Below are 12,700 nucleotides of genomic sequence, written 5' to 3'. Positions count from 1 at the left end.
GCCGGCGTCAGCGCGGCGCCGACCCCCTGCCCGTGGCCGTGCCCTTGACCGCGTCGAGCGCGTACACGCAGCGGTCCTTGCTGCACGCGTACACGACCCCGCCCTTCGCCACCGGCGAGCCGGTGATCTCGCCGCCGGTCGCGAGCTTCCAGCGCAGCTGGCCGCCGGTCGCGTCCAGGGTGTACAGGACGTGGTCGGCGGAGCCGAAGTGCACCCGTCCGTCGGCGACGACCGGGGAGCCGACGAGCTCGCCGCCCGCCGCGAACCGCCACCTCGGGGTGCCCGTGACCGCGTCGAGCGTGTAGAGCGCGCTGCCGCTGCCGACGTGCACATTGCCGTCGGCGACGAGCACCGGCTCCGCCGACTGGCGCGGCTCGGTCGCGATCCGCCACCGGTCCTGGCCGGTCGTGGCGTCGAGCGCGTACACCGTGCCGAGGTGGTCGGAGAGGTACACGCCGCCGCCCGTGACGGCCGGTCCCGGCGCGAACGCGGGCGGGGAGAGGAAGACGGCGGGCGCCTCGAAGTGCCAGCGGACGTGCCCGGCGGCGATGTCGATCGAGAGGACCCGGGTGCCGGCGGAGACGTACACGCAGCCGTCCTCGGCCGGAGCGACCCGGATGGGCACGTTGGCGCAGGAGGCCGCGTCCCCGATCGGGTACGACCAGCGCTCCACGCCCGTCCGGGCGTCGAGGGCCTGGAGCCGGGCCTCCCGCCACACGTACACGGTGTCGCCGTGCACGGCGGGCCCCGCCTCCGGGGTCTCGAAGTCGGTCTGGGCGCCGGTGATCTCCCACAGCTTGGCGCCGTTGGAGGCCTCCCAGCCCTGGACCCCGCCGCCGCGCGTCCCGGTGACGACCGTGCCCCGGTCGACCTGGAGGGAGTACACCCAGGCGTCCGTGTGCAGCCGCCAGCGCTCGCTGCCGTCGGTCGCGTCGAGGGCGTACAGCGTGGGGCCGTCGGAGGCGTGGATACGGCCCGAGGCGACGGCCATCGACCAGGCCACGTCCCGGGTCTTGAACTGGCGCCGGCCGCTCCCGGTGTCCAGGGCGTGCACCTCGAAGGAGGTCACGTAGAGCAGGTCGCCGTCGACGACCGGGGTGCCCCAGACGTCGTTCGACATCCGGAAGCGCCAGGGCCGCCAGGGGCCCGGCTCCGGCGGCTGCGCCGGGGCGGCGGCCTCCCCCTGCGGGGGTACGGAGACGGGGCGGGAGCCCGGCAGCGGGCCGGGCTCGGCGCCGTGCGGGCCGCCGGCGGGCGGCCTGATCCAGCCGGTCGCCGGGCCCGCGTCGGCGCTCCGGCCGACGGCGAGCGCGGCCCGGGTGTCGGAGACCCGGGGGCCAGGACCGATCGGGACGGTGGCGCCGCCCAGGCGGACGGGGCCGCCGGCGCTCTCGGCGGGACCCGCGTGCCGGCCGCCGAGGTGCGCGGGCTCGGGCTGTCGGCCGCCCCCGACGTGCGAGGGCTGCCGGCCGTCTCCGGCGTGCGCGGGCTGCCGGCCGCCGGACGGACCGGGACCGGGACCGGGCTCCGGGGAGCGCGGGTCGCCGGACCAGTCGGCGGGCTCCCGGGGCGGGCGCGGCGGCCTCGGCGGGGCGGCCGGCCCGGGGACGGAGCGGCCGCCGTTGCGCCGCTCCTCGATCATGGCGGTGGCGCGGTGCGGCAGCCAGGCCGAGGCCGTACCGCTGTCGTCGCTGCCGGGACCGAAGAGGTGCGGGGCGAGCTGGGCCTGGAGGTCGGCCGGGCTGGGCCGCCGGGTGACGTCCATCTGCATGCAGGAGTCGATGAGGGGCCGCAGCTCGTCGGGCAGGCCCTCCAGGTCGGGGCCCTCGCGGAGCAGCATGAAGACGGTCTCGACCGGGTTGGCGCCGTGGAAGGGCGCGTGGCCGGTGGCGGCGAAGACCAGCATGGAGCCCAGCGAGAAGACGTCGCTCGCGCCGGTGACGCTGCGCGAGTCGCGGGCCTGCTCGGGCGACATGTAGGCGGGGGTGCCGACGGCGACATTGGTCATGGTCAGGCGCGTGTTGGAGACGCCCGACGCGATGCCGAAGTCGATCACCCGGGGACCGTCCTCGACGACGAGGACATTGGAGGGCTTGAGGTCGCGGTGGACCAGGCCCGCACCGTGGATGGACTGGAGGGCCTCGGCGACACCGGCCGCGAGCCAGCGCACGGCCTGGGCCGGGAGCGGCCCGCACTCGTTCACTATCTCTTCGAGGGAGGGCGCGGGGACGTAGGCGGTGGCCAGCCACGGCACGGCGGCCCGCGGGTCGGCGTCCACCACGGCGGCCGTGTAGAAGCCCGAGACCGCCCGGGCGGCCTCCACCTCCCGGGTGAATCGGACCCGGAACAGCTGGTCTTCTGCGAGCTCCGTGCGCACGGTCTTGATCGCCACGCGCCGGCCCGAGGCCGAGCGCGCGAGATAGACCAGGCCCATTCCGCCCGCGCCGAGCCGGCCCAGCACCTCGAAGGGCCCGATACGTCTCGGGTCGTGCTGCGTCAGCTGTTCCACTTGCCTGCCACCTCCCCGTACGGGCCATGAGGGTACGGCCCCGTGGCCCTGATTCTTCCTGTCCGAGGGCCTGGTTGCGAACCCGGGGGCGGATCGGGGTGTCACAGGTCATATCGGTCCGGCCCGGTGGGGGGTGCTCCGGACGTCCCGGCCCGGACGGATCGGGGCGGATCAGGGCGTAGCGGTGGGTTCCGCGAGGACCGCGAAGCGGGCGCCCTGGTTGTCGCGGAGGACGGCGATGCGGCCGTGCGGGGTGTCGAAGGGCGGGGTGGCGACCCGGCCGCCGAGCCGGACGGTGGTCTCGCAGGCCTCGTCGCAGTCGTCGACGACGAAGTAGACGAGGATGTGGCCGGGCATCTCGGCGGGGAAGTCGTCGGTGATGACGGCCCGCCCGCCGAAGGCGCTGTCGTCGCCGGGCCGGGAGCCGGGGGGCGACCAGACGCGGTAGTCGAAGCCGGCCGCCCTGCCCTCCTCGTCGGCGTCGGCTTGGCGGCCGAGGTAGCCGAAGACGGTGGCGTAGAAGGTGTCGACGGCGTCCGGCCGGCGGGTGTACACCTCCATCCAGCAGAAGGCGCCCGGTTCGTTCGTCTTCTCGAAGCCGTTGTCGTCGCCTGCCTGGCGGAGTCCGAAGACGGCGCCGCCGGGGTCGGCGGCGAGCGCGAGGACGCCGAACGGGCCGACGGGGTAGGGCTCCATGACCATCTGTCCGCCGGCGGCCTTGATCCGCTGGGCGAGGGTGCCCGCGTTCTCGGTGAAGAGGTAGACGGTCCAGGTGGTGGGCATGCGGCCGTCCCGCTTGGGGAGGAGCCCGGCGACCCGGCGTCCGTCGAGGAGGGCTTCGTCGCGGTCGGGGTCGAAGGTCCAGCCGAAGAGCTCGCCGTAGAAGCGCTTGCCCGCTTCGAGATCGGGAAGCTGCGCGTCCACCCAGCACGGGGTGCCCTCAGTACGTGGCGCCATGGGTCCACGCTATGACGGTGTGGTCGGACCCGCACACCCCGATATAGGAACAAGTGGGCGATTTATGGGCCTGAAACCCTTGGGGCGCTTGAGTTGTCCACCGAAGTTGTCCACAGGCTGTTCATAAGCCTATTCGGGTACGGGGCGCCCCCGGCCGATCCGACGGCTCCCTCACCCTGGCTTGAACCCGCCCCCACACCCCGAGCCCCGGACCGTCCCCCACCTCCCGGAACGCCCCCGGAACCGGGCCGCACCCCATTTGCAGTCGGCCGAATCGCGCGCCGATCGCCCCTCGGTAAGCTGACGGCATGACAGGACAAGTACGCACCGTCGACGGCCGCGTGGCCGGACGACGCGGCCAGGCGACGCGGCAGAAGCTGCTCGACTGCCTCGGTGAGATGCTCAGCTCCTCGCCGTACCGGGACGTCAAGGTCATCGACGTGGCCCGGAAGGCGGGTACTTCACCCGCGACGTTCTATCAGTACTTCCCGGACGTCGAGGGTGCGGTTCTCGAGATCGCGGAGGAAATGGCCAAGGAGGGCGCCGGGTTGACCGAGCTGGTCTCCGGCCGCTCCTGGGTCGGCAAGGCCGGCTGGCAGACCTCCGAGGAACTCGTCGAAGGCTTCCTGGACTTCTGGCGCAAACACGACGCGATCCTCCGGGTCGTCGACCTCGGTGCCGCCGAGGGCGACAAGCGGTTCTACAAGATCCGCATGAAGATCCTGAACTCGGTCACCAACTCCCTCACGGACGCGGTGAAGGAGCTCCAGGCCAAGGGCAAGGTCGACAAGGACGTCAACCCTGCCGCCATGGCGGGCTCCCTGGTGGCGATGCTGGCCTCGGTCGCCGGCCACCAGAAGGGCTTCCAGACCTGGGGCGTCAAGCAGGCCGAACTCAAGCCGAACCTCGCCCTCTTGGTCCACCTGGGCATCACCGGCAAGAAGCCGACCAGATAGCCCCTACCCCCCTCCCTTCCCCTCCTTCACCCGTCCTGTCGTCGACGCCGACGGCGGTACCGCTCCGCCCCCACGGAGCGGAACCGCCGTCGGCGTCGCCGTTTCCCCCTCGGATGGTCAGCGCCGGGTCAGCCGGAAGAGCCGGATCTCCCGCTCCACCCGCTGCTGGTACGTGGCGTACGGCGGCCAGAACACGAGGGCCGACTTCCAGGCCGCCGCCCGCGCCTCCCCCGCGAGGAGCTCCGCCCGTACGGGGATGTCCTCGCCCCGCCAGTTGACCTCGACGTCCGGATGGGCGAGGAGGTTCGCCGTCCAGGCGGGATGACCCGGGCGGCCGAAGTTGGAGCCGATGAGCAGCCAGCCGCCGTCCGGCTCCGGCATGCAGGCGAGCGGCGTCACCCGCGGCTGCCCGCTCTTCGCGCCCCGGGCGGTGAGGACCACCCCCGGCAGCATCCGGGCGCTGAGCAGCACCTTTCCCCTGGTCAGCCGGTGCACCGTCTTGTCCATCGCGGGGATGACGTGCGGGGCGATCCGGGCGAACGTCCTGGTCGAGGACACCTTCTGCATCAGTCTCACGCCGACGGGCATCTACGCCGCCACCTCTCCGAAGAGTCCGGTCCGTTCCGCCGCCCGGGCGCGCAGGCGCCGGGCGGGCCCGAAGAGCAGTTCGTCGGAGGCGGCCCGCTGGAAGAAGAGCCGTGCCTCCTGGTCCTCGGCGGAGTCGCCGCCGTGGAGCCGGGCACTCTCGCCCGTCGTGGCGCGCAGTGCCTCCAGGGCCTGGGCGAGCGCGAGCGGCCCGCTCTCGGGCCCGGGCCCGGGCTCCCGGGCCGCGCAGTACGTGAGGGAGCGGGCGGCCTCGACCCGGACGTAGAGGTCGGCGAGGGTGCCCTTGGCGGCCAGCGCCTGTGCGTGTGCGTGTGCCTGTTCGTGTGCGTGTGCCTGTTCGTGTGCGTGTGCCTGTGGCTGTCCGCGCGAGCCGAGGTGGGCGAGCGCCCGGTCGAGCGCGGCGCCGGCCGCGCCGACCGCCTCGGCGGCGAGCATCACGGCGGCGGTGCGGCCGGTGGCGGCGAGCGCGCCGAGGACGTCGGCCGGTTCCTCGCCGAGGAGTTCGGCCTCGGCGTCCCGGAGTTCGACGCCGGCCTGGGGTCGGGTGGGGTCGAGGGCGGTCCGCCGGGTCCGTACGACCCCGGGGGTCCCGCCCTCCCGTTCCCGCACCAGGAAGAGAAGGGTGCGGCTCCGGGCGAAGCCGCCGGTGTGGGCGGCGACGAGCAGCAGGTCCGCGGTGTGTCCGTCGAGGACCTGGGCGGCCTCTCCGTACAGCCGCCAGCCCGTGCCCCCGGTCCCGGCCCCGGCCCCGCCCCCGTCCACTGCGCGCGCCTGGATCCCGCCGGCCCGGCCGCCGCCCGACCAGTGCTCCGCCGCGTTGTCACCGGTCAGGCCGAGGGCGAGCGCGAGGGAGCCGCCCGGGACGGCGAGTGCGCAGGTCAGGCTCCCGTCGGCGATGCGCGGAAGGAGCTCGGCGCGCTGGGCTGGGGTGCCGAGGGCGGCGATCAGCGGGGCGGTGAGCACGGCGGTGGCGAGGAGCGGGGAGGGCGCGAGGGCGCGGCCGGTCTCCTCGCAGGCGAGGGCGAGTTCGGCAGGCCCGCGGCCGGCTCCTCCGTACTCCGCGGGGAGAGCGAGCCCGGCGAGGCCGAGGGTGTCGGACAGCCGGGCCCAGAGCCCGGTGTCGTATCCCTCGGGGGTGGCGGCGCGGTTCTCCCCCGGTCCGGCCCGTTCGGCGAGCAGGTCGCGCAGGGTGTGGCGGAATTTCTGCTGCTCCCCGGTGAGCGCGACTGCGAGCGCGACCTCGGGCGCGGTGGCGCGGGCGGCTGAGTCCGCTGCTGTGTCGGCGGCGTCCATGGAGCTCCCTCCGTATCTGACGGTGCGTCATGCTAGGGCGGTGGGGTGCCGGTTGCCCAGAGAGACGCCGGTCCCGATTCGACGAATCTGATGTACCGTCAGATTCATGCCCGCCACTCCGCGCAGCCCCCGCCGCGTCGCCGTCGTCGGCGTCTCCCTCTCCGACAGCGGCCGCGTCGACGAGGCCACCCCGTACGCACTCCACGCCCAGGCCGCCCGGCGCGCCCTCGCGGACAGCGGCCTCGACCGCTCGCTGATCGACGGCATCGCCTCGACGGGGCTCGGCACGCTCGCCCCGGTCGAGGTCGCCGAATACCTGGGCCTGCGCCCCCGCTGGGTGGACTCGACCACCGTCGGCGGCGCCACCTGGGAGGTCATGGCCGCACACGCCGCCGACGCCATAGCCGCCGGCCACGCCAACGCGGTGCTGCTCGTGTACGGCTCCACCGCCCGCGCCGACATCAAGGCCCGGCGCCGCACCGCGAACCTCTCCTTCGGCTCGCGCGGCCCGCTCCAGTTCGAAGTCCCTTACGGGCACACCCTGATCGCCAAGTACGCGATGGCCGCCCGCCGCCACATGCACGAGTACGGGACGACCCTGGAGCAGCTCGCCGAGGTCGCCGTGGAGGCGCGGGCGAACGCGGCACTCAACCCCGAGGCGATGTTCCGCGACCCGATCACCGTCGACGAGGTCCTGGACGGGCCGATGATCGCGGACCCGTTCACCAAGCTGCACTGCTGTCTGCGCAGCGACGGCGGCTGCGCGGTGCTGCTCGTCGCCGAGGAGTACGTCAAGGACTGCCGGACGACCCCCGTCTGGATCCTCGGCACGGGCGAGCACGTCTCGCACACCACGATGTCGGAGTGGGAGGACTTCACGGTCTCCCCGGCGGCGGTCAGCGGCCGGCTCGCCTTCGAGCGGGCGGGGGTGACCCCGGCCGACGTCGATCTCGCCGAGATCTACGACGCCTTCACCTACATGACCCTGGTGACCCTGGAGGACCTGGGCTTCTGTGCGAAGGGCGAGGGCGGCGCGTTCTTCGGGGAGAAGGGCCGGCTGCCGGTGAACACGGACGGCGGCGGGCTCTCGGCCTGCCACCCCGGGATGCGGGGCCTGTTCCTGCTGGTGGAGGCGGTGCGGCAGCTGCGCGGGGAGGCGCCCGGACTCCAGGTGCGGCGGGCGGACGGCTCGCTCCCGCGCCTTGCGGTGGCCTCGGGGACGGGGGGCTGGTTCTGCTCCTCGGGGACGGTGGTGCTCGGCCGCGACTGACCGCGCTCCGACTCCACCCAAAGAATCTATACAAGCGTCATAGACAGCCGTGTAGGACATCCGTATAGTCATCGGTGCGGGCAGGGGAAGGCCCGCACCACCCGACAAGGAGTCCTGCGATGACGCACCAGGCCACGAACACCGCCGCCCGGACCGTCCTGATCTCCGGCGCCTCCATCGGCGGCCCCGCCCTCGCCCTCTGGCTGCACCGCTACGGCTTCGCCCCCACCGTCGTCGAGCGCGCCCCCGAGCTCCGCACCGGCGGCTACAAGGTCGACATCCGCGGCACCGCGATCGAGGTCTGCCGGCGGATGGGCATCCTCGACGAGATCCGCGCCAAGTCCACGGACATGCGGGGCGGTTCGTACGTGGACGACGCCGGCCGCACCATCGGCGAGCTGCCCGCCGACATCTTCGGCGGACGCGTCGAGGAGGACGACGAGCTGATGCGCGGCGACCTCGCCCGCATCCTCTACGACCGGACCCGCGACGACGTCGAGTACCTCTTCGACGACTCGATCGCCGCGCTGGACGAGGACGCCGACGGGGTCACGGTCACCTTCGAGAGCGGCACCGTCCGCCGCTTCGACCTCGTCGTCGGCGCCGACGGGCTGCACTCCAACACCCGGCGCCTGGCCTTCGGCGAGGAGGAGCGGTTCAAGCGCCACCTCGGCGCGTACATCTCCATCTTCACCGCCCCCAACCACCTGGGCCTGGACCGCTGGGAGACGTACCACGCCATCCCGAAGAAGCTCCTCTGCGTCTACAGCTCCTCGGGCGAGACGGACGCCAAGAACCTGTTCATCTTCTCCGGGCCCGAGGACGTCCCCTACGACCTCCGGGACGTCACCGACCAGAAGCGGCTGCTCGCCGACACCTTCGCGGGGGACGGCTGGGAGGTCCCCCGGCTCCTGGAGCACGCGGCCGACGCCGACGACTTCTACCTCGACTCCATGGCCCTCGTCGAGATGGACCGCTGGTCGCGCGGGCGCGTCGTCCTCCTCGGCGACGCCGCCCACTGCTCCTCCCCCGCCTCCGGCCAGGGCACCGGCCTCGCCCTCACCGGCGCGTACGTCCTGGCGGGCGAGCTGGCCCGGGCGGGCGGCGACCACACGGTGGCCTTCGCCCGCTACGAGGAGCGGATGCGGCCGGGCGTGGAGCAGAACCAGAAGATGGCCGAGGGCTTCGTCAAGGAGATGACCGTCGGTTCGAAGTGGAAGATCGCCCTGCGGATGCTCATGGTGCGGACCCTGCCGAGGACGCCCTGGAAGAACCTCATCGCGAAGAAGATCCGCGACGGGATCCAGGCGGCGGCGAACGCGGTCCCGATCGAGGACTACGAGGACCGCACCGCACCGACCGCCACTCCGGCCACCGGCGACGGCACCCCGAGCCCTACCGTGACGGCATGACCGACTTCCACCGCGCCCTCCGCTCCCTCCGGGTCTGGGACACCGAGCTCCCCTCCTTCGACCCGGCGAGCGCCCCGCCCGAGCCCCTCGCCCTTTTCCACGACTGGTTCACGGAGGCGGTCGCGGCCGGCCAGACCGAGCCGCACACCCTCTCCCTGGCCACCGTGGACGAGGACGGCAGGCCCGACGTCCGTACGGTGATGCTGCACGACGCCGACGAGCGCGGCTGGCACTTCGCCTCGCACGCCGGCAGCGCCAAGGGCCGCCAGCTCGCCGCCCGCCCCGAGGCCGCCCTCGGCTTCTACTGGCCGGTCCAGGGCCGCCAGGTCCGGATCCGGGGCCACGTCACCACCGGCACCCCCGAGGAGGCGTACGAGGACCTCCACGCCCGCACCGCCGGCGCCCTCGCCTCGGCGCTCGTCGGCCGGCAGAGCGAGATCCTGGAGTCCCCCGAGGCCCTCGCCCAGGCGAGCGCGGCGGCCTGGGCCAGGGCCGAGGCCGAACCGGAGGCCCACGCCCCCACCTGGACCCTGTACGTGGTCGAACCGTCCGAGGTCGAGTTCTTCCAGGGCGACGCCCGGCGCCGCCACCTCCGCCTCCGCTACCGCCGTACGGACGAGCGCTGGGTCCGCGAGCTGCTCTGGCCCTGAAACCGGCGCACCATGGAAGTGGAGGTGTGAGAACCATGGCGACGTACATGGACGTGCACCGCGACATGGTGGGCATCACGGCCGAGCAGCTCAAGGAAGCCCACGCGGCCGACCTCGCCGTCGAGAAGGACGAGGGCGTCCACTTCGAGAGAGCGTGGGCCGACCCGAAGTCGGGAACGGTCTACTGCCTGTCGCACGGCCCCTCGATGGAATCGGTCCAACGGGTCCACGCCCGCACGGGCCACCCGGCCGACGAGATCCACGAGGTACCCCTCACGGTGTGAGGAATCCCCGAAGGGCACCCCTCACGGGGTGCCCCCCGCCCCGTACATCTCGTCGATCTCGCGCGCGAAGTCCCGTAGCACGGCCCGCCGTTTGAGCTTCAGCGACGGGGTCATGTGGCCCGACCGCTCCGAGAACTCGGTCGTCAGGAGCCGGAAGGCGCGGATCGACTCGGCCCGCGAGACCAGCCGGTTGGCGTCGTCCACGGCCCGCTGGACCGCCGCGAGCAGCTCCTCGTCCCGGGTCAGCTCGAAGAGCGCCAGATGGTCCTTGTGCCGCATCCGCCGCCAGTGCGTGAGGCCCTCGTGGTCGAGGGTGATCAGGGCCGTGACGTACGGGCGGTCGTCGCCCACGACCATGCACTGGGCGACCAGCGGGTGGGCGCGCAGCCAGTCCTCCAGCGGGGCCGGAGCCACGTTCTTGCCGGCCGAGGTGATGAGGATGTCCTTCTTGCGGCCGGTGATCCGCAGATAGCCGTCCTCGTCGAGCGAGCCCAGGTCGCCGGTGGGGAACCAGCCGTCGTCGGTGTAAGGGACGGCCACCCCGCGCTGGGCGTCCCAGTACCCGGCGAAGACATGGGCGCCCTTGAGCCAGACCTCCCCGTCGTCGGCGATCCGGACGGCGGTGCCCGGCAGGGGCCAGCCGACGGTGCCGGTGCGCGGCCGCTGCGGCGGGGTGACCGTCGAGGCGGCCGTGGTCTCCGTCAGGCCGTACCCCTCGAAGACCTCGACGCCCGCGCCGGTGAAGAACTCGGCGAGCCGGGCGCCGAGCGGGGATCCGCCGCAGATCACGTACTTCACGCGGCCGCCGAGCGCGGCCCGGATCCGCCGGTAGACGAGTGGGTCGTACAGCGCCCGCGCGGCCCGCAGCGCCAGCGAGGGGGTCGAAGTCCCCCCGTACCGGCGGGCGATCGTCGCGGCGCGGTCGAAGGCGGCGGCCTTGCCTCCGCGTTCGGCGGTGGCGCGGGCGGTGTTGAAGACCTTCTCCAGGACGTACGGGATGGCGAGGAGGAAGGTGGGCCGGAAGGCGGCGAGGTCGGTGAGGAGTTCCTCGCCCTCGACGGAGGGGGCGTGGCCGACGCGGACCCGGGCCCGTACGCAGCCGACGGAGACCATCCGCCCGAAGACGTGCGAGAGCGGCAGGAAGAGGAGGGTCGCGGCGGGCTCCTTGCTCTCCGCGAGGAAGACGGGATGGAGGAGCCGGACGGCGTTGTCGACCTCGGCGAAGAAGTTGGCGTGGGTGAGGGCGCAGCCCTTGGGGCGTCCGGTGGTGCCGGAGGTGTAGACGAGGGTGGCGAGGGTCTCGGGGGTGAGGAGTCCGCGCCGGGCGGTGACGGCCTCGTCGGCGACCCGGGCGCCTGCTCTGCGGAGCAGGTCGACGGCGCCGGTGTCGAGGGCCCAGAGGTGGGCGAGGCCGGGGAGCTGCCGCCGTTCGGCGGAGACGAGCCGGGCCTGCTCGGGGTCCTCGACGACGCAGGCGGCGGCGCCGGAGTCCTGGAGGATCCAGCGGGTCTGGAAGGCGGAGGAGGTGGGGTAGATCGGGACGGTGACGAGTCCGGCGGCCCAGGCGGCGAAGTCGATCAGGGTCCACTCGTAGGTGGTGCGGGCCATGAGGGCGAGCCGGTCGCCGGGGCGCAGGCCGTGGGCGATGAGCCCTTTGGCGACGGCGTGGACGTCGGCGGCGAAGCGGGACGCGGTGACGTCGTACCACTCGCCCTGCGGGTTCTTACGGGAGAAGAGCGGGGCTTCGGGGTCCTGGCGGGCGTTGTCGTACGGCAGGTCGGCGAGGGAGCCGCGGGCCACCCGGGGGACGAGCGCGGGGACGGAGACCTCCCGTACCCGCCCGTCCACCAGGATCTTCTGCGGCTCGACCGGTTCGACCGGATCGGTCCCGGATGCGGCGGTGACGACGGACACGTGCGACTCCTCGGTCTTCGCGATGAACTGAGGTCGTGCGTCGGTACGTTGCGCTCCTGGGGACCGGTGGCGGTGGCCGTGCCAGGTGATGACTAGCCGGTAACCTTACTGTGGGGTAAGCCTCAAGGGGGAGACCAGCGCTCGCTTTTCATGAGGTTTCCGAGCCCCGCCCAGGCGAAGTTCATCAGCGTCGCGGCGGCGTCCCTGGCCGTCATCCCGGGCGTCGAACCGGCCCAGTCGGCCAGCGACTCGGCGGCCCCGACGAGCGCCTGCGCGAGGGCCTCCACCTCCCGCCCGGCGACACCCCCGTGCGCATCCCCGAGCAACCCCGCCACGAAGGCGGCGATCTCCTCCCGCATCCGCGAGGCCTCGGCCGCGAACGGCTCCCCCTGCGTCCACGCCCGCCGGCTCAGCACCACCCAGGCGTCCGGATGGTCCGCGACGTACGTGAAGAAGGCCAGCAGCCCGGCCCACAACTGCTCGTCGGCGGGCCGGCTCCGGTCCTCGACACCGGCGGCCACCGCGGCGAGCAGCGCGCCCGCCTCCCGCCGGATGCAGGCCGTGAACAGCTCCTCCTTGGAGCCCAGATACAGATAGACCAGCGGCTTGGAGACCCCCGCGAGCTCGGCGATCTCGTCCATGGACGCCGTCTGGTACCCGTGCCGGGCGAAGCAGCACACGGCCGCGTCCATCATCTGCCGCTCCCGAACGGCCCGCGGCAACCGCCGCGCCTTCGCGCCGTCCGTCATGGCGCCCACCCCTGTTTCCAAGATCGATCGGCTGCCCCGCCAAAGCCTACGTGCCCCCTGCCCGGACGGGGGCAGGGGGCACGAAGGCGTTCAGGCGGGG

Annotated in this window: 11 protein-coding genes; 5 read left to right on the top strand and 6 right to left on the bottom strand. The window is 73.3% G+C overall.

What is annotated here, in order from left to right; translation table 11 throughout:
* Positions 1 to 7: 7 nt before the first annotated feature.
* Positions 8 to 2,509, bottom strand: a complete 2,502-nt coding sequence (locus tag OG357_RS22390; RefSeq protein WP_329622837.1) for an outer membrane protein assembly factor BamB family protein — start codon at positions 2,507 to 2,509, stop codon at positions 8 to 10.
* Positions 2,510 to 2,680: 171 nt separating this feature from the next.
* Positions 2,681 to 3,466 carry a VOC family protein gene (locus tag OG357_RS22385; protein ID WP_329622836.1) on the bottom strand — a complete coding sequence of 262 codons (786 nt, stop codon included), beginning with the start codon at positions 3,464 to 3,466 and terminating at the stop codon, positions 2,681 to 2,683.
* Positions 3,467 to 3,774: 308 nt separating this feature from the next.
* On the opposite strand from OG357_RS22385, the gene OG357_RS22380 reads away from it, so the two are divergent.
* Complete coding sequence (locus OG357_RS22380; RefSeq protein WP_017241026.1) at positions 3,775 to 4,422, top strand: TetR family transcriptional regulator; 648 nt, start codon at positions 3,775 to 3,777, stop codon at positions 4,420 to 4,422.
* A gap of 117 nt (positions 4,423 to 4,539) precedes the next feature.
* Here the strand turns inward: OG357_RS22380 and OG357_RS22375 are convergent, their stop codons facing one another.
* Both OG357_RS22375 and OG357_RS22370 read right to left on the bottom strand, forming a co-directional pair.
* Positions 4,540 to 5,010: a nitroreductase family deazaflavin-dependent oxidoreductase gene (locus OG357_RS22375; RefSeq protein ID WP_329622835.1), complete on the bottom strand. Its 471-nt coding sequence runs from the start codon at positions 5,008 to 5,010 to the stop codon at positions 4,540 to 4,542.
* A complete protein-coding gene (locus OG357_RS22370; RefSeq protein ID WP_329622834.1) occupies positions 5,011 to 6,321 on the bottom strand; it encodes an acyl-CoA dehydrogenase family protein in 1,311 nt (436 codons plus the stop codon). It abuts the gene before it with no gap.
* 106 nt (positions 6,322 to 6,427) lie between these two features.
* Here OG357_RS22370 and OG357_RS22365 point away from each other — a divergent pair, with 106 nt between their 5' ends.
* From OG357_RS22365 to OG357_RS22350, 4 genes are all read left to right on the top strand, one after another.
* Positions 6,428 to 7,591, top strand: a complete 1,164-nt coding sequence (locus OG357_RS22365) for a thiolase C-terminal domain-containing protein (protein WP_329622833.1) — start codon at positions 6,428 to 6,430, stop codon at positions 7,589 to 7,591.
* 119 nt (positions 7,592 to 7,710) lie between these two features.
* Positions 7,711 to 9,003 (top strand): FAD-dependent monooxygenase, encoded by a 1,293-nt coding sequence (locus tag OG357_RS22360; RefSeq protein ID WP_329622832.1) that lies wholly within the window; start codon positions 7,711 to 7,713, stop codon positions 9,001 to 9,003.
* Entirely contained in the window at positions 9,000 to 9,653 is a 654-nt protein-coding gene (locus tag OG357_RS22355) for a pyridoxine/pyridoxamine 5'-phosphate oxidase (protein ID WP_329622831.1), read from the top strand. Before OG357_RS22360 ends, OG357_RS22355 begins: the two co-directional genes overlap by 4 nt.
* Positions 9,654 to 9,688: 35 nt before the next feature.
* Entirely contained in the window at positions 9,689 to 9,937 is a 249-nt protein-coding gene (locus tag OG357_RS22350; protein ID WP_329622830.1) for an SCO4226 family nickel-binding protein, read from the top strand.
* Between the two features lie 21 nt (positions 9,938 to 9,958).
* On the opposite strand, the gene OG357_RS22345 is transcribed toward OG357_RS22350, so the two are convergent.
* Positions 9,959 to 11,851: an AMP-dependent synthetase/ligase gene (locus OG357_RS22345; RefSeq protein WP_329622829.1), complete on the bottom strand. Its 1,893-nt coding sequence runs from the start codon at positions 11,849 to 11,851 to the stop codon at positions 9,959 to 9,961.
* Positions 11,852 to 11,973: 122 nt separating this feature from the next.
* Positions 11,974 to 12,600, bottom strand: a complete 627-nt coding sequence (locus OG357_RS22340; RefSeq protein ID WP_329622828.1) for a TetR/AcrR family transcriptional regulator — start codon at positions 12,598 to 12,600, stop codon at positions 11,974 to 11,976.
* Between the last annotated feature and the right edge of the window lie 100 nt (positions 12,601 to 12,700).

This window comes from Streptomyces sp. NBC_01255, assembly GCF_036226445.1.
In the GTDB taxonomy this organism is placed as follows: Bacteria; Actinomycetota; Actinomycetes; order Streptomycetales; family Streptomycetaceae; genus Streptomyces.
The sequence above is the reverse complement of the archived record's forward strand: the minus strand, read 5'-3'. Positions and strand labels throughout refer to the sequence as shown.